This is a genomic window from Streptomyces sp. BK208 (genome assembly GCF_004364245.1).
In the GTDB taxonomy this organism is placed as follows: domain Bacteria; phylum Actinomycetota; class Actinomycetes; order Streptomycetales; family Streptomycetaceae; genus Streptomyces.
Genome location: NZ_SOAV01000012.1, coordinates 221,763 through 241,896 on the forward strand (window position 1 = coordinate 221,763; position 20,134 = coordinate 241,896).

15 protein-coding genes are annotated in these 20,134 nt (G+C 72.7%); 2 read left to right on the forward strand and 13 right to left on the reverse strand.

Translation table 11 applies throughout. From position 1 onward, the window contains the following. Positions 1–11: 11 nt before the first annotated feature. From EV562_RS27430 to EV562_RS27445, 3 genes are all read right to left on the reverse strand, one after another. On the reverse strand, positions 12–1,868 hold the full coding sequence (locus EV562_RS27430; protein WP_208298434.1) for an acetolactate synthase large subunit: 1,857 nt from the start codon (positions 1,866–1,868) through the stop codon (positions 12–14). 241 nt (positions 1,869–2,109) lie between these two features. Beyond that, a complete protein-coding gene (locus EV562_RS27435) occupies positions 2,110–5,232 on the reverse strand; it encodes an EAL domain-containing protein (protein WP_166662016.1) in 3,123 nt (1,040 codons plus the stop codon). Positions 5,233–5,643: 411 nt separating this feature from the next. Then, positions 5,644–6,585: a 2-hydroxyacid dehydrogenase gene (locus tag EV562_RS27445; protein WP_133889535.1), complete on the reverse strand. Its 942-nt coding sequence runs from the start codon at positions 6,583–6,585 to the stop codon at positions 5,644–5,646. Between the two features lie 75 nt (positions 6,586–6,660). Here EV562_RS27445 and EV562_RS27450 point away from each other — a divergent pair, with 75 nt between their 5' ends. Then, entirely contained in the window at positions 6,661–7,659 is a 999-nt protein-coding gene (locus EV562_RS27450) for an aldo/keto reductase (protein WP_133889536.1), read from the forward strand. Positions 7,660–7,735: 76 nt separating this feature from the next. Further along, complete coding sequence (locus EV562_RS27455; RefSeq protein WP_133889537.1) at positions 7,736–8,947, forward strand: PQQ-dependent sugar dehydrogenase; 1,212 nt, start codon at positions 7,736–7,738, stop codon at positions 8,945–8,947. A gap of 8 nt (positions 8,948–8,955) precedes the next feature. Here the strand turns inward: EV562_RS27455 and EV562_RS27460 are convergent, their stop codons facing one another. From EV562_RS27460 to gatC, 10 genes are all read right to left on the reverse strand, one after another. After that, the gene (locus EV562_RS27460; protein WP_133889538.1) at positions 8,956–9,174 is read right to left on the reverse strand and encodes a DUF6191 domain-containing protein; all 219 of its coding nucleotides are present in this window, start codon (positions 9,172–9,174) and stop codon (positions 8,956–8,958) included. 38 nt (positions 9,175–9,212) lie between these two features. After that, positions 9,213–12,338: a LuxR family transcriptional regulator gene (locus tag EV562_RS27465; protein WP_166662017.1), complete on the reverse strand. Its 3,126-nt coding sequence runs from the start codon at positions 12,336–12,338 to the stop codon at positions 9,213–9,215. A gap of 146 nt (positions 12,339–12,484) precedes the next feature. Beyond that, positions 12,485–12,670 carry a hypothetical protein gene (locus EV562_RS27470; RefSeq protein WP_133889540.1) on the reverse strand — a complete coding sequence of 62 codons (186 nt, stop codon included), beginning with the start codon at positions 12,668–12,670 and terminating at the stop codon, positions 12,485–12,487. Between the two features lie 198 nt (positions 12,671–12,868). Then, positions 12,869–13,486, reverse strand: a complete 618-nt coding sequence (locus tag EV562_RS27475; RefSeq protein WP_133889541.1) for a hypothetical protein — start codon at positions 13,484–13,486, stop codon at positions 12,869–12,871. A gap of 35 nt (positions 13,487–13,521) precedes the next feature. Continuing rightward, entirely contained in the window at positions 13,522–14,106 is a 585-nt protein-coding gene (locus EV562_RS27480) for a GNAT family protein (protein ID WP_133889542.1), read from the reverse strand. After that, positions 14,084–16,330: an MMPL family transporter gene (locus tag EV562_RS27485; RefSeq protein WP_133889543.1), complete on the reverse strand. Its 2,247-nt coding sequence runs from the start codon at positions 16,328–16,330 to the stop codon at positions 14,084–14,086. The genes EV562_RS27480 and EV562_RS27485 overlap by 23 nt, the downstream gene beginning before the upstream one ends. A gap of 240 nt (positions 16,331–16,570) precedes the next feature. Beyond that, entirely contained in the window at positions 16,571–18,085 is a 1,515-nt protein-coding gene (gene gatB / locus EV562_RS27490; RefSeq protein ID WP_133889544.1) for an Asp-tRNA(Asn)/Glu-tRNA(Gln) amidotransferase subunit GatB, read from the reverse strand. 15 nt (positions 18,086–18,100) lie between these two features. Further along, positions 18,101–18,340: a hypothetical protein gene (locus EV562_RS27495; protein ID WP_133889545.1), complete on the reverse strand. Its 240-nt coding sequence runs from the start codon at positions 18,338–18,340 to the stop codon at positions 18,101–18,103. Next, positions 18,337–19,830, reverse strand: a complete 1,494-nt coding sequence (gatA, locus tag EV562_RS27500; protein WP_133889546.1) for an Asp-tRNA(Asn)/Glu-tRNA(Gln) amidotransferase subunit GatA — start codon at positions 19,828–19,830, stop codon at positions 18,337–18,339. Before gatA ends, EV562_RS27495 begins: the two co-directional genes overlap by 4 nt. Positions 19,831–19,835: 5 nt before the next feature. Further along, complete coding sequence (gene gatC, locus EV562_RS27505; RefSeq protein ID WP_003973500.1) at positions 19,836–20,132, reverse strand: Asp-tRNA(Asn)/Glu-tRNA(Gln) amidotransferase subunit GatC; 297 nt, start codon at positions 20,130–20,132, stop codon at positions 19,836–19,838. Between the last annotated feature and the right edge of the window lie 2 nt (positions 20,133–20,134).

The window sequence follows — 20,134 nt, forward strand, 5'->3', positions numbered from 1 at the left end:
GTCTCTCTCGCTCAGTCGTCTTCGTTGTCGCCGAAGTCGGGGCGGACGTCCCGGGCGGCCATGATCTCGTCGTTGGAGGTGCCGGCGGCCACCATCGGCCAGACCATCGCGTCCTCGTGGACGATGAAGTCGACGACGACGGGGCGGTCGTTGATGGAGTTGGCCTCCTCGATCACCTTGTCGAGGTCGGCGGGGTCCTCGCAGCGGATGGCGTAGCAGCCCATGGCCTCCGACAGCTTCACGAAGTCGGGGACCCGGGTGCCGCGGGCGTCCGGGTTGACGTCCTCGGGACCGGAGTGCAGCACCGTGTTGGAGTAGCGCTGGTTGTAGAACAGGGTCTGCCACTGGCGGACCATGCCGAGGGCGCCGTTGTTGATGATGGCGACCTTGATCGGGATGTTGTTCAGGGCGCAGGTGGTCAGTTCCTGATTGGTCATCTGGAAGCAGCCGTCGCCGTCGATCGCCCAGACGGCCCGGTCGGGCACCCCGGCCTTGGCACCCATGGCGGCCGGGACCGCGTACCCCATGGTTCCGGCGCCGCCCGAGTTCAGCCAGGTGGCGGGCTTGTCGTACTGGACGAAGTGGGCGGCCCACATCTGGTGCTGGCCGACACCGGCCGCGAAGACCGTGCCCTCGGGCGCCAGCTGCCCGATGCGCTCGATGACCTGCTGCGGGGAGAGCGAACCGTCCTGCGGCTGGTCGTAGCCGAGCGGGTAGGTGTCGCGCCAGCGGCTCAGGTCCTTCCACCAGGCCGCGTACTTCGACGCGGCGGCCTCGCCCCTGTTGCCGTCGTCGTGCTCCTTCTGGACGGCCTGCACGAGGTCGGCGATGACCTCGCGGGCGTCGCCGACGATCGGGACGTCCGCGGCACGGTTCTTGCCGATCTCGGCCGGGTCGATGTCGGCGTGCACGATCTTGGCGAACGGGGCGAAGCTGTCCAGCTTGCCGGTGACGCGGTCGTCGAAGCGGGCTCCGAGGGCGACGATCAGGTCGGCCTTCTGCAGCGCGGTGACGGCGGTGACCGCACCGTGCATGCCCGGCATTCCCACGTGCAGCGGGTGGCTGTCGGGGAACGCGCCGAGCGCCATCAGGGTGGTGGTGACGGGCGCTCCGGTGAGCTCGGCGAGGACCTTCAGCTCGGCGGTGGCCCGCGCCTTGAGGACGCCGCCGCCGACGTAGAGCACGGGGCGCTTGGCGGCGGTGATGAGCTTGGCCGCCTCGCGGATCTGCTTGGCGTGCGGCTTGGTGACCGGGCGGTAGCCGGGCAGGTCCATCACCGGCGGCCAGGAGAAGGTGGTCTTCTTCTGGAGGATGTCCTTGGGGATATCGACCAGGACGGGGCCGGGGCGGCCGGTGGAGGCGATGTGGAAGGCCTCCGCGATCACCCGGGGGATGTCCTCGGCCTTCGTGACCAGGAAGCTGTGCTTGGTGATGGGCATGGTGATGCCGACGATGTCCGCCTCCTGGAAGGCGTCCGTGCCGATCGCGGAGGAGACCACCTGCCCGGTGATCGCGACCAGCGGCACGGAGTCCAGGTTGGCGTCGGCGATCGGGGTGACCAGGTTGGTGGCACCGGGACCCGAGGTCGCCATGCAGACGCCGACCTTGCCGGTGGCCTGCGCGTAACCGGTGGCCGCGTGGCCGGCGCCCTGCTCGTGGCGGACCAGGACGTGGCGCACCCGGGTGGAGTCCATCAGCGGGTCGTAGGCCGGCAGGATCGTGCCACCGGGGATGCCGAATACGGTGTCGGCGCCGACCTCCTCGAGAGAGCGAATGAGGGACTGCGCACCCGTGACGTGCTCGGGGGCGGACTGTCCTCCGGATCGGGGCCGGGGCTGCGGGTGAGCCCCGGTGGCCTGCTCGGTCATCGGCATTCTCTTCTCGATGCTGAGGGTTTTTGCGAAGGTTGTGCGGTCTGTGCTGCTGCTCGGCAGGTGCCTGTGCAACAAAAAACCCCTCGTGCCGTAAGGCAAGCGAGGGGAGCGCGTCGGTGTGGGTCGCGGGGAGTCCGGGTCGGTCCGGACGTCACCAGCTTCAGCCGACGCGCTTTCCAAGTACGAGAATTCGGGTGCGCATGGCACTGACCCTCCCTCCGGCGCCCACTCACTGTCAAGTGGGTGGGACGGGAGTCTCATTATGTGAGCGCAGGGCCGTGCCACCACCCAGGACGGCCGGCAGCCCGGCGGCCACACCGCTGGTGAGCTGCCCGGGAGCGGTGCTGCCGACACCCGCGGTGTACACCCCGGTGCCGCCCCCGCCCGCGAAGGCCGGTTCGGCCGGTCCGTGCGGCACCGGGTAGTGGCCGGTGCCGAGCGCTCTGCGCAGCCGGTACTCGTCCAGCGCCCCGGAGAACGCCATGCCCTGGCCGTGCGTGCAGCCCATCGCGCGCAGCGCGACGATCTGCTCGGGCAGGTCGACGCCGTCGGCCACGGACTTCAGTCCGAGGTCGGTGGCGATGCGCAGCAGACCGCTGGTGATCTTGTGCAGCCGCGCGGACTCCACCACGCCCTCGATCAGGCCGCGGTCCAGCTTGAGGACGTCCACGGGCAGGCGCCGCAGCGCGGTGATCGCCGCGTACCCGCTGCCGAAGCCGTCCAGGGCGATCCGGACACCGACTCTGCGCAGGGCGTTGAGCCGGCGGTCCAGCTCGTCCAGGCCGACCCGTGGGTCGATGTCCGACAGCTCGATCACCAGGGAGCCGGGAGGCAGTCCGTGCCGGGTCAGCAGGGCCTCCACGGAGCCCAGCGGCATGGAGCGGTCCAGCAGGCGGCGCGCGCCGATCCGTACGGCCACGGACACGGACAGTCCGGCCGCGGCACGCTCGGCGGCCTGCTCGACGGCCTCGCGGAGCACCCAGCGGTCCAGCTCGGCGGTTCTGTCGCCGTCCTCGGACACCCGGAGGAACTCCGCGGGGGTGAACAGCACGCCCTGCGAGGAGCGCCAGCGCGGCTGGGCGCAGACCGACGTGATCCGGCCGTCCGTCAGGGCGACCACCGGCTGGTGCAGCAGGGCGAACTCCCCGTCGTGCAGCGCGGCCCGCAGCCGGGTGGCCAGCTCGGCCTTGCGGACGACGTCCTGCTGCATCTGCGGCCGGTACAGCTCGACGCGTCCCTTGCCGCCCGCCTTGGCCCGGTACATGGCGAGGTCGGCGTTGCGCAGCAACTCGCCCGCGCCGAGCCCCGGTTCGGCGAACGCGACGCCGATGGAGGCGTTGACCCGGACTTCGTTGCCGTCGATGAGGTAGGGCTGGGAGAGGGTCAGCCTGAGCCGGTCGGCCAGCTCCAGGATGTGGCCCTCGCGGGCGGTCCGGTCCCGGGCGCCGTCCCCGACGATCAGGGCCGCGAACTCGTCACCGCCGAGCCGGGAGGCGGTGTCCCCCTTGCGTACGGCCTCGTGGAGTCTGCGGGCGGCCTGGACGAGCAGCTCGTCCCCGGCCTGGTGCCCGATGGTGTCGTTGACTCCCTTGAAGCCGTCGAGGTCGATGAAGAGCACCGCCGTGCCGCGCAGGGCCGCGCCCCGGTCGGAGGCGCGGCGGCCGGAGAGGGCCTGTTGGACACGCCGGGTGAACAGGGCGCGGTTGGGCAGGTCGGTGAGCGGGTCGTGTTCGGCGTTGTGCTGGAGCTGGGCCTGCAGGCGCACTCTCTCGGTGACGTCCCGGCTGTTGAAGATGAGTCCGCCGTGGTGGCGGTTGACGGTGGACTCGACGTTGAGCCAGCCGCCCTCGCCGGAGCGGAAGCGGCACTCGATGCGGGTGGTGGGTTCCTCGGCCGGACTGGCGGCCAGGAACCGGCGCACCTCGTGCACCACGCAGCCCAGGTCCTCGGGGTGGATGAGCCCGGCCAGTTCGCTGCCCACCAGCTCTTCGGCGGGGCGTCCGTAGACCCCGGCGGCGGCCGGGGAGACGTAGCGCAGGATGCCGTTGGGTGCGGCGATCATGATGACGTCGCTGGAGCCCTGGACGAGGGAGCGGAAGTGGTTCTCCTTCTGCGCCAGCTCCTGGGTGAGAACGATGTTGTCGAGCAGCATGATGCCCTGCCGGACGACGAGCGCCAGGACCACGGTGCCGCCGGTCAGCAGCACCACGCGGTCGACGCTGCGGCCGTTGAGCACGTTGTAGAGGATGCCCAGGGTGCACACGGCGGCCGCGAGGTACGGGGTGAGCGCGGCCAGGGACCCGGCGATGGGCCGGGCCGCCGGGTAGCGGCCCCGCTCGCCGCCCTGTCCGGCCCCGGGCAGGGCGGGGAGCGGGGCGGTGGGCGCGGCGGCCGGCGGAGCGGTCGGCGCGGCGGGGCGGGTGGGCCGGTGGCCGGTGCCGCGCTGTCCGGGCAGGTGCTCGCGCACCACGCGGCTGTGCCCGCCCGGGCCCTGTTCGTCCGGGGCCGTCCGCCCGCGCCGGGACGCGGCCCAGGGGGCGTACGCGAGCAGCAGGGAGCCGGCGAACCAGCCCGCGTCGAGCAACTGACCGGAGCGGTAGCTGTTGTGCAGCAGCGGCGAGGTGAACAGGGCGTCGCACATCACCGTCAGGGCGAGGGCACCGATGGCCGTGTTGACCGCGGACCTGCAGACGGGCGAGCGCCGGAAGTGCAGCGCGAGCACCATGCTGACCAGGGCGATGTCGAGCAGCGGGTACGCCACCGAGAGCGCGGCGTGCGCGACGCTCGACCCGCCCTCGGCCTTCGCCGCCTGGGCGAGCGCGAGGCTCCAGGCCAGGGTCAGCAGCGAGCCGCCGATCAGCCAGGCGTCCAGACCCAGGCAGATCCAGCCGGCCTTCGTCACCGGCCGCTTGGCCAGCACGAGGAGCCCCACGATGGCGGGCGGGGCGAAGCAGAGGAAGAACAGGTCCGCGTAGCTGGGGGTGGGCACCGGCACGCGGAGCACGACCTCGTACCATCCCCAGACCAGGTTCCCCAGGGACGCCATCGCCGAGGAGAGCGCGAAGAGCAGCCAGGCCGGTCGAAAGCGGACGCGGCGCCCGCGGGCGTAGAGGAAGCAGGAGACGGCTGCGGCACCCGCTGCGGCGCTCAGCCCGAAGTCGCCCATGATCTTGGCGACATACGGCGATCCCCAGCCCAGTGCGGCGCCGACGGCGTAGCCCGCGCAGACCAGGGCCAGCACGAGCTGGCGGACGAGAGGGGTCGCGCCGGCGGCGCCCGAGGGCCTGGGCAGCAGCGGCCCGGGCGAGGCCTGGCCGCGCACGGCTCCGTCCAGCGTGGGCACGGCGGGCGGGCTCACCGGGGCCTCCCGGTCCACACCGCTCCCGCGCCCCACGGGGACCGGTGGGACGGCCGGTTCCGCCTCCTGCGGCCGTCCGGCAGGGACGGGTGGGGGAAGCGCCGGACGGGCCGGTCGTCGCGGCCGCTCGGCCGGCCCCGCTCCCGCGCGGTCGAGGCGGTCGTGCGCCAGGGTCGCCGGCGGCGGCTCCGCCGCGTCGGATCGTTGGTCCACAGGCCGTGCATCGCCCGTCGCCCCCCTCACAGTCTGAGATGTCCATCCCCGGCGCCGTGACGGTGCGCGGCGCATCCCCTGTCGGACGATACACCAGGATCGTCACTCAGGGACATAGGTTCTCTACGCTCCGTGACGACCAGCGGATATGCGCGCACCCACCGCGTCCGAGGGGTTGCGGAGGGTGCCTGAAACGGATTACACGCCCGTCGTCAGGATCACGTTGCGCAACGGCTCCCGGTTCACGAAACGGTTCAACTGGTCCACCAGCAGCCGCTTCGCGCGCGGCAGGAAGGCGGAGGTCGGGCCCCCTGCGTGCGGGCTGACGACTATGCCGGGAGCATGCCACAACGGATGGCCCGGCGGCAGCGGTTCGGGGTCGGTCACGTCGAGGGCCGCGGTGAGGCGTCCGCTCTCCAGTTCGGCGAGCAACGCCTTCGTGTCCACGACCGGTCCGCGGGCCACGTTGACGAGCAGGGCGCCGTCCTTCATCCGGGCCAGGAACTCGGCGTCGACCAGGCCGCGGGTGGCCTCGGTGAGCGGTGTGGACAGGACGACGACGTCGGCCCGCGGCAGCAGGGCGGGCAGTTCGGTGAGCGGATGCACGGGACCGCGCTCCGTGGTGCGGGCGGAGCGCGCGACGCGCACCACCGGCGCGACCTCGAACGGCACGAGCCGGTCCTCGATCGCGGCGCCGATCGATCCGTACCCCACGATGAGGACCGTGCGGTCCGCGAGCGCGGGCCGGAACCCGCCGAGCCACTCGCCGCGGTCCTGCGCCCGCACGAAGTCCGGGATGCCGCGCAGCGACGCCAGGATGAGCGCCAGTGTCAGCTCCGCGGTGCTGGCCTCGTGCACGCCGCGCGCGTTGCACAGCCGTACGCCCGCCGGCAGGTGCCGCAGCCCGGGCTCGACGTGGTCGATGCCCGCGGAGAGGGTCTGGACGACCCGCACGGAACGCATCCCGGGCAGCGGACGTACGCCGACCCCGCTGGGCTTCATGTAGGGGACGACGTAGTACGCGCAGTCGGCCGGGTCGGCGGGGAAGGTCTCCTCGCCGTTCCAGAAGCGGTAGGCGGGGCCTGCGGGGAGGCCCTCGATGTCCTCCGGCGGGATGGGCAGCCACACGTCAGATGTCATGGTCAGGAGGCTATGTCAGGGGCGCGAAACCCCAGAGGTTAGGTTGGGTGGCCTGACGAGGGAGGGTCACGACCGGTGGAGCGCAGGACGATCGGCGCGACGGCACTCGCGGTGGGGGCCGTCGGACTGGGGTGCATGCCGATGAGCTGGGCGTACAGCGCCTCGCGGCAGCGGGGCGACGAGTCGCTCAGGGCGGTGCACCGGGCCCTCGACCTCGGGGTCTCCCTGCTGGACACGGCGGACATGTACGGCCCGTTCACCAACGAGCTGCTGCTGGGCCGGGTGCTGAAGGAGCGGCGGTCGGACGCCTTCGTGTCGACCAAGGTCGGTCTGCTGGTGGGCGAGCAGCACATCGTGGCCAACGGCCGCCCCGGCTATGTGCGGCGCGCCTGCGACGCGTCCCTGCGCCGGCTCCAGACGGACGTCATCGACCTGTACCAACTGCATCGCGCCGACCCGGAGATACCCGTCGAGGAGACCTGGGGGGCGATGGCCGAGCTGGTCCGGGCCGGGAAGGTGCGGGCGCTCGGGCTCTGCGCGGTCGGGGCGCGGTCCGCCCGGCGGCCGGGGGCACGGCTGCACGACGGGACGGTCCGCCAACTGGAGCGGGTGCAGCAGGTCTTCCCGGTGAGCGCGGTCGAGGCCGAGCTGTCGGTGTGGTCGCCGGAGGCACTGCGCACGCTGCTGCCGTGGTGCGTCTCGCGCGGGGTCGGCTTCCTGGCCGCGATGCCGCTGGGCAACGGCTTCCTGACCGGCACCCTGACGCCGGGCCAGGGCTTCGAGCCGGAGGATCTGCGGGCCCGCCACCCCCGCTTCACCGCCGAGATGATGGCCGCCAACCAGCCGATCGTGGCCACGCTGCGCCGGGTCGCGGCCCGGCACGGCGACGGGGTCACCGCGGCGCAGGTGGCGCTGGCCTGGGTGCTGGCGCAGGGGCGGCACGTGGTGCCGGTGCCGGGCACCAAGCAGGAGCGCTGGGTGACGCAGAACGCGGGCGCGGTCCGGGTGCGGCTGACCGGGCGGGATCTGGCGGAGCTGGCGGCTCTGCCGCCGGCGCAGGGGTCGTGGGAGTGACGCGTGCGGCGCCCCGGGCCGGGAGCCGCCGGGTTCGGGATTCGGCGATCGGGAACTCGGGGAGCCCTTGCGGTGTATGACAGGGAGAACCCGCCGCGTCGAAGGGACCAAGATCGTGCAACGTCGAGCCGTGCCGGCCGTGCTGGCCGCCGCTCTCCTGCTGACGGCCGGCTGCTCCTCCGACTCCTCCGGCGGCGCGGATCCGTCGGGTGCGGACGGCGGCGCCTCGGCCCCGGCCCGTACGGGGGCGCCGTCCTCGGCCGCCGGATCGCCCACCGAGCAGGCCCCGCCCGCCAAGGGGTCGGTGAAGGTGCTCCGGACGGTCGCCACGGGGCTGAAGAGCCCCTGGGGGATCGCCCCGCTGCCGGGCGGTGACCTGCTGATCTCCTCCCGCGACGAGGCCACGGTCACCCGCGTCGACGCGAAGACGGGCGAGAAGACGGAGCTGGGCGGGGTGCCCGGGGTGTCGCCGTCCGGCGAGGGCGGCCTGCTCGGTATCGCGCTCTCCCCCGACTACGCCTCGGACCACATGGTCTACGCGTACTTCACCTCGGCCTCGGACAACCGCGTCGTGCGCATGCTGTACGACGAGAAGAAGCCGCCGGGCGAGCAACTGGGCGCGCCGGACACGGTCTTCCGGGGCATCCCCAAAGGCGTGATCCACAACGGCGGGCGGATCGCGTTCGGCCCCGACAAGATGCTCTACGCGGGCACGGGCGAGAGCGGTGACACGGGGCTGTCGCAGGACAAGAAGTCCCTCGGCGGGAAGATCCTGCGCCTGACCCCGGACGGGGAACCGGCGCCCGGCAATCCCTTCCCCGACTCCCCCGTGTACTCCTACGGCCACCGGAACGTGCAGGGGCTGGCCTGGGACGACAAACAGCGGCTGTTCGCGTCGGAGTTCGGCCAGGACACCTGGGACGAGCTGAACGCGATCAAGCCGGGTGACAACTACGGCTGGCCCGAGGCGGAGGGCAAGGGCGGCGGGTCCGGGTTCCAGGACCCCGTCGCGCAGTGGAGGACCGACGACGCCTCCCCCAGCGGCATCGCCTGGGCCGAGGGCTCCGTGTGGATGGCGGGGCTGCGCGGCGAGCGGCTGTGGCGGATCCCGCTGAAGGGCACGGAGGCGTCCGCGGACCCGCAGGCCTTCCTGGAGGGCGAGTACGGCCGGCTGCGGTCGGTGGCGCCGGCGGGCGGCGACAAGCTGTGGCTGGTCACCAGCAACACGGACGGGCGCGGCGACGCGAAGGGCGACGACGACCGGGTCCTGGAGCTGGAGGTGAGGTAGGCGGCGGTCTACGCGTCCCCCGGCTCCGGGTCGGCGTCCCGGGCTTCGGGGGCGTCGGCGGCGTCGGTGCGGGGCCGCTGGACGACCACCTTGCCGGAGGTGAGGTCTATCGGGCCGTGGCCCGGGTCGCCGTCGCCGACGTCCGTACGGGTCAGCTCCAGGCGGTTCTGCTCGTCCCGGGTGTGTTTGCGGCCGGGGGCGAACAGTTCCTCGAACGGGTTGAACACGGTGCCTCCGTCGCTCGGCGTCCCTTACAGCGTAAGCCTCACTCCGCCGGACGGGACGTGACCGGTTCGGCGGGGAACAGCGCCAGCCGGTGGGCGAGGGCCGCCGCCTCGCCGCGGCCGGAGACGCCCAGCTTGGCCAGGATGTTGGACACGTGGACGCTGGCCGTCTTGGGCGAGATGAACAGCTCCTCGGCTATCTGGCGGTTGGTGCGGCCGTTGGAGACCAGCCGCAGGACGTCGCGTTCCCGGCCGGTGAGGCCCAGGGCCTCGGCCGGGTCCGCCGGCTCGGACGCGGGCGCCGGTCCGCCGGGGTGACCCAGGGTGAGGCGGGCGCGGCGGCCGAGCAGGGCGACGGCGTCGGACAGCGGACGCGCGCCGAGGTGGTCGGCGACGGTGCGGGCCAGGCGCAGCAGCTCCGTGGCGCGGGCGCGCTCGTCCTCGCCGCCGGTCGCCAGGAGGGCGCCGGCCAGCCGCTGCCGGACGCGGGCGAGTTCGTAGGGGCGCTCCAGGCACTCGAAGGCGGTGACGGTCTCCGACCACAGCTGCGGGGTGTCGTCGCCCCGGGCCCGGTGCAGTTCGGCGCGGACCCACCGCTCGTGGGCGGCCCAGACGGGGACGCCCGTCGTCAGGTGCTTCGCGGCGTCGGCGAGGCGCTCCAGGATCTCCGCCCGGCCCTCCTCGGCGGCGGGCAGGGTGCTCGCGTCGGCCTCGGCTTCGGCGGCGGCCAGCAGCAGCGGCCAGCCGTAGCGCTGGGTGCCGGGCGGGAAGCCCGCGTCCAGGACGCGGACGAGTTCGGCGCGGGCCTGCGGGAGGCGGCCGTCGGCCGCGGCGAGGCCGATGGTGAGGGCGGCCAGCGGCAGCTGGTACTGCGGCATGGGGTCCTGGGTGCCGTAGGCCGCGCGCGCCTCGGCGAGCAGCCGTTCGGCCTCGGCCCGCTCGCCGCGGGCGAGGGCGACGGCGGTGCGTTTGAGCGCGGCGCCGCCGCGTGGTGCGGGGCTGCGGCCCGGTGCCGCGGCGACGTCCGCGGCCTGGAGCGCCTCCTCCCAGCGGCCCAGGGAGATGAGGGAGTCCGCCAGGTTGCCCCACACCCAGGCCTCGGACTCCAGCAGGCCCATCCGCCGGGTGAGGTCGATGCCCTCGCGCAGGATGACGAGCGCGTCCCGCGAGCGGCCGACGCTCTCCAGGGACGAGGGCAGGTTGACGTGAGTGCGCGCGATCACCGTGGACCGGTTCTGCGCCACCACCCGATCCCTGACCTGGAACATCTCGGCGAGTCCCGCGTCGATCTGCCCGGCGTCCACCATGAGGCCGCCGAGGGTGAGCCGGGCGTTCAGCTCGATCTCTTCGGCGCCCACCATGCGCGCGTACTCGACGGCCCGTTCGGCCGCGATCATGGCGTCGGGCCCCGGGCTGTGCAGCATCGACCAGTTGGCGGACATGGCCAGCACCTCGGCGTGCACCTGGGACGGCGGCAGGCCGCGGACCAGCTCCTGGGCGATGCCCAGTTCCCGCCAGCCGTCGCCGCGGCCCTGCGCCTGGACGAGCAGCGAACGCTGGGTCCAGAACCAGGCCGCGCGCTGCGGGTCCCGGCCGCCCGCACCCGTCCCGCCGACCGAGTCCTGTTCGTCCTCCAGCAGGCGCAGCGCCCGCTTGGTGATCTTCAGGGCCCGCTCGCGCTCCCCGCACAGCCGCCCGGCGACGGCCGCCTCGGCCATCAGGTCCAGGTAGCGCAGGGGTTTGGTGGCGGGGTCGCAGCCGCAGGGCGGGTAGACCTCGGTGTGGTCCACGGGGCGCAGGGTGGCCCGGACGTCGTCCGGCACGGCTTCCCACAGCTCCATCGCGCGTTCCAGCAGCCGCAGCTGCTCGGAGTACGCGTGCCGGCGGCGGGCCTCGACGGAGGCGTCCAGGACGGCGGGCAGGGCCTTGGCGGGCACGTGGGCGTGGTACCAGTAGCTGGCCAGGCGCATCACGCGCTCGGCGGCGGGCACCAGCGTGGGATCGGCGTCGAGGGCTTCGGCGTAGCGCCGGTTGAGGCGGGAGCGTTCGCCGGGGAGCAGGTCGTCGCCGACGGCTTCGCGGACCAGGGAGTGGCGGAAGCGGTAGCCGTCCCCGTCGGGTGCGGGCAGCAGGATGTTGGCGTTCACCGCGGAGCGCAGCGCCTCGATGAGGTCGTCCTCGGCGAGCCGGGCGACGGCGGCGAGCAGCCGGTACTCGACGGTGGAGCCGCCCTCGGCGACGATCCGGGCGACCCGCTGGGCACCCTCGGGCAGGGCTTCGACGCGGACCAGGAGCAGGTCGCGCAGGGAGTCGGTGAGGCCGGTGCAGCTGCCGACGCGCGCGGCGACGGCGAGTTCCTCGACGAAGAAGGCGTTGCCGTCGGAGCGTTCGAAGATCTCGTCGACCTGGAGCGGGTCGGGTTCGTGGGCGAGGATGCCGGCGATCTGGCGGCTCACCTCGTCGCGGGTGAAGCGGCCGAGTTCGAGACGGCGGACGGTGCGCAGCCGGTCGAGTTCGGCGAGCAGGGGGCGCAGCGGGTGGCGGCGGTGGATGTCGTCGGAGCGGTAGGTGGCGAGGACGACGAGCCGGCCGGTGCGCAGGGTGCGGAAGAGGTAGGCGATCAGGTGGCGGGTGGAGGCGTCGGCCCAGTGCAGGTCCTCCAGGACGAGGACGACGGTGTGCCGGGCGGCGACGCGCTCCAGGAGGCGGGCGGTGAGCTCGAAGAGGCGGGCCATGCTCTCCTCGTCGTGCCGGCCGCCGCCGGTGACCGGGGCGCCCTCGGCCAGTTCGGGCAGCAGCCTGGCCAGCTCCTCCTCCTGCCCGGCGGCAGCGGCGGCCAGTTCCTCGGGCAGTTGTCTGCGCAGGGCGCGCAGGGCGGTGGAGAAGGGCGCGAAGGGCAGCCCGTCGGCGCCGATCTCGACGCAGCCGCCCAGGGCGACGACGGCGCCTCGCCGGCCCGCGGCGTCGGCGAACTCCTCGACGAGGCGGGTCTTGCCGACGCCGGCCTCACCGCCGAGCAGCACGGCCTGCGGCTCTCCCCCGGGGGAGGACGCGCGGGCGGTGTCCGCTCCGGCGGCGCGGGCGAGCGCGTCGTTCAACGTGTCCAGTTCGCCGACGCGGCCGACGAACACGGGACTGACGGACCTGGTCTCCACGGACCCGAGCATCGCACGCGGGTACGACAGGGGGTCACCGGTTTTCGACGGGTGGACGGGGTGGAGGAGGGGAGCGGTGTGCAGGGGGGCGGTGTGCAGGGGGGCGGGAACGACGGCGGGGAGGGAGGCCGTGCGGCCTCCCTCCCCGGCTCCCCCGTTCACGCGGCCCGGGCGAACCGGGGCCGGCGCGGTCGCGGCGTATGGCTCTCCGCCTCGACGCCGCCGTGCCGGGCTTCTCGGCGGGCGGCGCGGCGGGCCCGGACCACCTCGCGGGCCAGCCGGGCCTCGTCGGCGCGGCGGATCAGCTCGGCGGAGCGGAACTGCTGGATCTCGTACTCGTACATGGTGTGTCCCTCGGTCTGTCGTCGGTTTCGGCTTCGCTCGTTCGCGATGCCTCAACCTTCGTCTCCCAGGGGGGTGGACCACATCGGGTAAGTTCCGCATCTTCGGCGCCGCACGGGGCCTTAGACGTGCGTGAGGGGTCTTAGGGCGCGCGCCACAGGCGTGCTCCGGCCCTAAGACCCCTCAGAGATGCCCGGTTTTCAGCCGGTGGAGGGCAGTCCCAGCAGGACGTCCGTGTACTTCAGGACGGCGAGCAGCAGGCCGATGACGCCGAGGGCGACGCCCGCCCAGGCGACCGACTTGATCCACGGGGCCTGCGGGCGGCCGGGCGCGCCGAACGCGGGGCGGGCCAGCACGACGACGCCGACGACCAGCGCGACCAGCGCGAAGACGCCGCCCCACATGGCGGTGGCCTGCCAGGCGTTTCCGTAGCCCTTCTCGATCAGGGTGCCGACGTCGGACGACGAGGACGTCTGCAGCTGGCCCATCAGCGACTCGCGCGCGGAGGCGACGGTGCCGACCCAGCTGCCGGTCAGGGAGACGATGCCCAGGGCGGCGGAGACGACGGCGCCCGCGCCCTGGCCGACGCCGGTGGGGCCGGCCTCGGTCGCGTCGGTGCCGTCGCTCTCGTCCGTGACGTCGGCGTCCTCCGGCGTGCCGGTGCCGTCGGCGTCCGTCCCGGCCTGTTCGTCCGTCTCGGCGGTGGTGGCCGCCTCAGGGGCTTCGGCGGCCTCGGTGGACTCGGTGGCCCCGGTCGCCTCGTCCGTCTTGTGCGTGTCGGTCTTCACGCCGGTCTCGTCCACTGTCTTCGTTCCCATGCCTCGCACCGTACGGACGCTGTCTGAGAGGTCCCTTAATGATCCCTGTGTGCGGCACGCGCGCGTACCTCGCGTGCCGCACGCCACTCGGGTGCGAGCACCGCCCACACCTCCATGTCCTGGCGCGTGCCCCGGTAGGGGAAGCTCTCGCGCAGCACGCCCTCACGCATCATGCCGAGTCGCCGCGCGGCGTTGACACTCGGGGTGTTCGCCGAGGAGGCGCGCCACTCCACGCGGTGCATGCCGCGCTCGTCGAAGGCCCAGTCGATCAGCACCCGGGCGCCGCGGGTGACCAGGCCGCGGCCCGTCCCGGCGGGCTCCAGCCAGCAGCCGATCTCGCAGACGCCGGAGGAGGCGTCGAAGACGCGGTAGAGCAGGCCCCCCACGAGCGTGCCGTCCAGCCACAGCCCGTGCAGGAAGCCGGCGTCACGGGCGCGCCGGTCGGCGTAGGACTGGAGCACCTCGCGTGCGGAGCCGACGTCGGTGGCCGTCGCCCCGAAGGGGATGTGCTCGGTGATGAAGTCCCTGCCGCGGTCCAGATGGGCCAGGAACTCCTCGGCGTGCCAGGTCTCCAGCGGGCGCAGTTCGGCTCCGTCGTCACCCAGTGGTATCGCGTACATCCCGGCGTCGCTCCTCCTCCGCGAGGACGTCCGCCACCTCGGCGTCCGTCACGGCGGCCAGCCTCTCATGGGCGGAGCGGCACTCGGGCGGCTCGATGCTGATGCGCGGCAGGACGGCGTCCAGGCGGCGCGGCAGCCACCAGTTGGCGCGGCCGAGCAGGTGCATGAGGGCGGGCACCAGGAGCGTGCGCAGCACGAAGGCGTCCAGGGCGACGGCGGCGGCGAGCGCGATGCCGAACATGGCGATCACCCGGTCGCCGCTGAGGACGAAGGCGAGGAAGACCGAGATCATGATGACCGCCGCGGAGTTGATCACGCGGCCGGTCTCGGCGAGTCCCACCCGGACGGCGCGGCGGTTGTCGCCGGTCTCCAGCCACTCCTCGTACATCCGGCTGACGAGGAAGACCTGGTAGTCCATGGAGAGCCCGAAGAGCACCGAGACCATGATCACGGGCAGGAAGGGTTCGATCGGTCCGGCGCTGCCGAGGCCGAGCAGTTCGCTCCCCCAGCCCCACTGGAAGATCGCCACGACCACGCCGAAGGCGGCGGCCACCGCGGCGACGTTCATGGCGGCGGCCTTGAGGGGGATGCCGACCGAGCGGAAGGCCAGCAGGAGCAGCAGGCAGCCCAGGCCGACGACGACGCCGACGAAGAGGGGCAGCTTGCCGACGATGACGTCGGCGAAGTCGTCGTAGCCGGCCGTCACGCCGCCCACGTGCACGTCGAGCGCGGTGCCGGACTCGGCGCGCGGCAGCACCTCGGAGCGCAGCCGCTCCACCAGCTCGCTGGTCTGCCGCGACTGCGGCGCCGACTCGGGCACGACGGTGAGGTACGCGGCGTCGCCGCCGGAGCTGTACGTCACCGGTGTCACCGAGGAGACACCCTCGGTGGTACGCAGGGTCGCGTCGAGGTTGTCGAGGGCGAGGCGGTCCTCGGCACCGCGGACCTCGGTGACCAGGGTGAGCGGCCCGTTGACGCCCGGACCGAAGCCGTCGGCCAGCAGGTCGTAGGCCTGGCGGGTGGTGGTGCCCTTGGGGTCGTTGCCCTGGTCGGAGGTGCCCAGGCGCAGGCCGAGGGTGGGCAGGGCGAGGACGGTGACGACGACGAGGGCGAGGACGCCGAGCAGCTTGGGGTGGCGCTCGACGAAGGCCGACCAGCGGGCGGCGAACCCGGCCGCCACCTCGGGCTCGGGTCCGTGCTCGGCGAGCCGGCGCCGCTCGCGCCGGCTGAGGGCGCGCGGGCCGATGTACGACAGCAGGGCCGGCAGCAGCGTCACGGAGGCCGCGACGGTGAGCAGCACGGTCAGCGAGGCGGCGACGGCGACGCCGTTGAGGAAGCTCAGCCGGAGGATCAGCATGCCGAGGAGGGCGATGCACACGGTGGCGCCCGCGAAGACGACGGCCCGTCCGGTGGTCGCGACGGCCTCCGCGGCGGCGTCGGCCACGGACAGGCCGCGCTTCAGCCCGCGCCGGTGCCTGGTGACGATGAACAGGGCGTAGTCGATGCCGACGCCGAGCCCGATGAGGGTGCCGAGCATGGGCGCGAAGTCGGCGACGGTCATAGCGTGACCGAGGAGGGTGATACCGGCGTAGGCGGTGCCGACGGAGACCAGCGCGGTGGCGATGGGCAGCAGGGCCGCGGCGACGGTGCCGAAGGCGAGGAACAGGACGACGGCGGCCACGGCCACGCCGACGGCCTCGGCGAGGTGGCTGCCGCCGGACTCGGTGAGCGCTATGGCACCGCCGCCCAGTTCGACGCGGAGCCCGTCCGTCTCGGCCGCCCCGGCGGCGTCGACCACGGCCCGCGCCTCGCCCGCGTCGACGTCCTGGGAGGCGTCCTCGAAGGTGACCGTGGCGTACGCGGTGTCGGCGTTCTCGCTGATCAGAGGCGAGTCGGGGTCGTCGTACGGGTTGGTCACCGCGGCCACCGAGGGCAGCTCCGCGATGCGGTCCAGCGTGCGGGTCATGGTCTGTTCGACGTCGGCGGCGCGGACGGTGCCGGTCGTGGTGTGCCAGACGATCGTGTCGCTGTCGCCGTCGAGGCCGGGAAAGCGGGATTCGAGCAGCCGGGAGGCGCGGTCGGAGCCGGTGCCGGGGATCCCGTAGTCGTTGGAGTACGCGGAGCCGGCGACGACGGCGGCCGTGCCCACGCCGCCGAGGGCGAGCAGCCAGAGCAGGACGGCTACGAGGCGACGTTGAACACACCAGCGTGCGAGGGCTGCCACGAACGTGCTCCCAGGGATGTCTGATTGTGGATCTTCGACCGGGAACACACGGAAGGCCGGGTACGCCGGAAAAGGGCGTCCATGGTGTGAACGACCCGCAAAGAACGCATGAGCTATGCGGAATCACTCTTGCAGGCAGAAGTGATCCTTTGCGGACTTAGTGGGCTTGTTCACAACAACGGCCCTGGGGGGACGCGCCGTGCTCGGCGCGTCCCCCCAGGGCTCGTGGTGTACCGGGGATCAGCCTTCGGTGACGCCCAGCTTCTCCAGGATCAGTTCCTTGACGCGGGCCGCGTCCGCCTGGCCCCGGGTCGCCTTCATCACGGCGCCGACCAGGGCTCCGGCCGCGGCCACCTTGCCGCCGCGGATCTTGTCGGCGACGCCCGGGTTGCCGGCGATGGCCTCGTCGACGGCGGCGGTGAGCGCGCCCTCGTCGGAGACCACCTTCAGGCCGCGCTTGTCGACGACCTCGTCCGGGGTGCCCTCCCCGGCGAGGACGCCGAGGATGACCTGGCGGGCCAGCTTGTCGTTCAGCTCGCCCTTCGTCACCAGTTCGGCGACACGGGCGACCTGGACCGGCGTGATGGCCAGCTCGTCGAGCGACTTGCCCGACTCGTTGGCGCTGCGGGCCAGCTCGCCCATCCACCACTTGCGGGCGGAGGCCGCGTCGGCCCCGGCGTCGATGGTGGCGACGATCGGGTCGAGCGCTCCGGCGTTGAGGATGGACTGCATGTCGTTGCCGGAGATGCCCCACTCCTCGCGGAGCCGGTTGCGGCGCACCAGCGGCAGCTCGGGCAGCCGCGTCCGGAGCTCCTCGACCCACTCGCGGGACGGGGCCACGGGCACCAGGTCGGGCTCCGGGAAGTACCGGTAGTCCTCCGCCTCCTCCTTCACGCGGCCCGAGGTGGTGGACCCCGTGTCCTCGTGGAAGTGGCGGGTCTCCTGGATGATCGTGCCGCCGTCGTTCAGCACCGCGGCGTGCCGCTGGATCTCGAAGCGGGCGGCGCGCTCGACGGAGCGCAGCGAGTTGACGTTCTTGGTCTCGCTGCGGGTGCCGAACTTCTCCCGGCCGTGCGGGCGCAGCGACAGGTTCACGTCGCAGCGCATCTGGCCCATCTCCATGCGGGCCTCGGACACGCCGAGGGCCCGGATGAGTTCGCGCAGCTCGCGGACGTAGGCGCGGGCGACCTCGGGGGCGCGCTCGCCCGCTCCCTCGATCGGCTTGGTGACGATCTCGATGAGCGGGATGCCGGCGCGGTTGTAGTCGAGCAGGGAGTGCGAGGCGCCGTGGATGCGGCCCGTCGCGCCACCGACGTGCAGCGACTTGCCGGTGTCCTCCTCCATGTGGGCTCGCTCGATCTGGACGCGGAAGGTCTCCCCGTCCTCCAGCTGCACGTCGAGGTAGCCGTCGAAGGCGATCGGCTCGTCGTACTGGGAGGTCTGGAAGTTCTTCGGCATGTCCGGATAGAAGTAGTTCTTCCGGGCGAAGCGGCACCACTCGGCGATCTCGCAGTTCAGCGCGAGACCGATCTTGATCGCCGACTCGACGCCGGTCGCGTTGACGACCGGGAGCGCACCGGGCATGCCGAGGCAGACGGGGCAGGTCTGGGTGTTGGGGTCGGCACCGAGTGCGGTCGAACAGCCGCAGAACATCTTGGTGTGGGTGCCGAGTTCGACATGGACCTCGAGGCCCATGACGGGGTCGTACGACGCGAGTGCGTCCTCGTACGACACCAGGTCGGTCGTGGTGGTCACGGTGAAACTTCCCTCTCAGCCCAGCAGGACGTCGTCGTCGCCGAGACGCTTCAGCTCGCGGTACAGGATGGCGAGGTTGGTGACGACGGCGGCGCCGGTGACGACGGCGTCGAGCAGCCGCAGCGTGTCGCTCTCGCTCCGGGCCTTCTTGATCTGCTTGTAGACCCCGACGGCGCCGAACGCCGACGTGGCCATCGAGACGTACAGACCGGACTTGGACTTCTTGAAGCCCTTGGCCTTGGTCAGTGCACTCACAGCGACGGAGCCTCCTCGATCAGCGGGTGGCCCCACTTTTCCACGAAGGCGGCCTCGACGGCGGCGCCGACCTTGTAGAGCCGGTCGTCCTTCATGGCGGGGGCGATGATCTGCAGACCCACCGGCAGGTTGTCCTCGGGGGCGAGGCCGCAGGGCAGCGACATGGCCGCGTTGCCCGCCAGGTTGGTGGGGATGGTGCACAGGTCGGCCAGGTACATCGCCATCGGGTCGTCGGCGCGCTCGCCGATCGCGAAGGCGGTGGTCGGGGTCGTCGGGGAGACGATCACGTCGACCTGCTCGAAGGCCCGCTCGAACTCCTGCTTGATGAGGGTGCGGACCTTCTGGGCGCTGCCGTAGTACGCGTCGTAGTACCCGCTCGACAGGGCGTACGTGCCGAGCATGATGCGGCGCTTGACCTCCGGGCCGAAGCCGGCCTCGCGGGTCAGGGAGGTGACCTCCTCCGCGGAGTGCGTGCCGTCGTCGCCGACGCGCGCGCCGTAGCGCAGGCCGTCGAACCGGGCGAGGTTGGAGGAGCACTCGGAGGGCGCGATCAGGTAGTACGCGGAGAGCGCCAGGTCGAAGGACGGGCAGTCCAGCTCGACGATCTCGGCGCCCAGCGACTTCAGCAGTTCGACGGACTCGTCGAAGCGCTGGACGACACCGGCCTGGTAGCCCTCGCCGCGGAACTGCTTGACGACGCCGACGCGCATGCCCTCGACGTTGCCGTTGCGCGCGGCCTCGACGACGGCGGGGACCGGGGCGTCGATGGAGGTGGAGTCCATCGGGTCGTGCCCGGCGATCACCTCGTGCAGCAGGGCCGCGTCCAGGACCGTGCGGGCGCAGGGGCCGCCCTGGTCGAGGGAGGACGAGAAGGCCACCATGCCGTAGCGGGAGACGCCGCCGTACGTCGGCTTGACGCCGACCGTGCCGGTGACGGCCGCGGGCTGGCGGATGGAGCCGCCGGTGTCGGTGCCGATGGCGAGCGGGGCCTGGAAGGCGGCGAGGGCCGCGGAGGAGCCGCCGCCGGAGCCGCCGGGGATCTTGGTGAGGTCCCAGGGGTTGCCGGTCGGGCCGTAGGCGCTGTTCTCGGTGGAGGACCCCATGGCGAACTCGTCCATGTTGGTCTTGCCGAGGATGACGACGTCGGCGGCCTTGAGCCGCTGGGTGACGGTCGCGTCGTACGGCGGGATCCAGCCCTCGAGGATCTTCGAGCCGACGGTGGTGGGGATGCCCTCGGTGGTGAAGATGTCCTTGAGCGCGAGGGGGACGCCGGCCAGCGGGCCGAGCTTCTCGCCGCGCTCGCGCTTGGCGTCCACCGCACGGGCCTGGGCGAGGGCTCCCTCGCGGTCGACGTGCAGGAAGGCGTGCACCTTCTCGTCGACGGCCTCGATGCGGGCCAGGTGGGCCTCGGTGACCTCGACCGCGGTCAGCTCGCCGGAGGCGATCTTCGCGGCGATCTCGGCCGCGGTGAGCTTGATGATGTCGCTCATGGCGGTTACTCCTCCCCCAGGATCTGCGGCACCTTGAAACGCTGCTGCTCCTGGGCCGGGGCGCCGGAGAGCGCCTGCTCGGGCGTGAGCGACGGACGGACCTCGTCCGGCCGCATGACGTTCGTCAGCGGGAGCGGGTGCGAGGTCGGCGGTACGTCTTGGTCGGCGACCTCGCTGACGCGGGCGACCGCGCCGATGATGTCGTCCAGCTGTCCCGCGAAGTGCTCGAGCTCTTCGGGCTTCAGCTCCAGACGCGCCAGCCGGGCGAGGTGGGCGACCTCCTCGCGCGTGATGCCAGGCATGC

What these genes read in the sequence shown, in the direction of transcription:
- EV562_RS27430 (WP_208298434.1), bottom strand. Translation starts at nt 1,868, where the DNA reads ATGACCGAGCAGGCCACCGGGGCTCACCCGCAGCCCCGGCCCCGATCC.
- EV562_RS27445 (WP_133889535.1), bottom strand. Translation starts at nt 6,585, where the DNA reads ATGACATCTGACGTGTGGCTGCCCATCCCGCCGGAGGACATCGAGGGC.
- EV562_RS27455 (WP_133889537.1), top strand. Translation starts at nt 7,736, where the DNA reads ATGACAGGGAGAACCCGCCGCGTCGAAGGGACCAAGATCGTGCAACGT.
- EV562_RS27465 (WP_166662017.1), bottom strand. Translation starts at nt 12,338, where the DNA reads ATGCTCGGGTCCGTGGAGACCAGGTCCGTCAGTCCCGTGTTCGTCGGC.
- EV562_RS27470 (WP_133889540.1), bottom strand. Translation starts at nt 12,670, where the DNA reads ATGTACGAGTACGAGATCCAGCAGTTCCGCTCCGCCGAGCTGATCCGC.
- EV562_RS27475 (WP_133889541.1), bottom strand. Translation starts at nt 13,486, where the DNA reads ATGGGAACGAAGACAGTGGACGAGACCGGCGTGAAGACCGACACGCAC.
- EV562_RS27480 (WP_133889542.1), bottom strand. Translation starts at nt 14,106, where the DNA reads ATGTACGCGATACCACTGGGTGACGACGGAGCCGAACTGCGCCCGCTG.
- gatA (WP_133889546.1), bottom strand. Translation starts at nt 19,830, where the DNA reads ATGAGCGACATCATCAAGCTCACCGCGGCCGAGATCGCCGCGAAGATC.
- gatC (WP_003973500.1), bottom strand. Translation starts at nt 20,132, where the DNA reads ATGCCTGGCATCACGCGCGAGGAGGTCGCCCACCTCGCCCGGCTGGCG.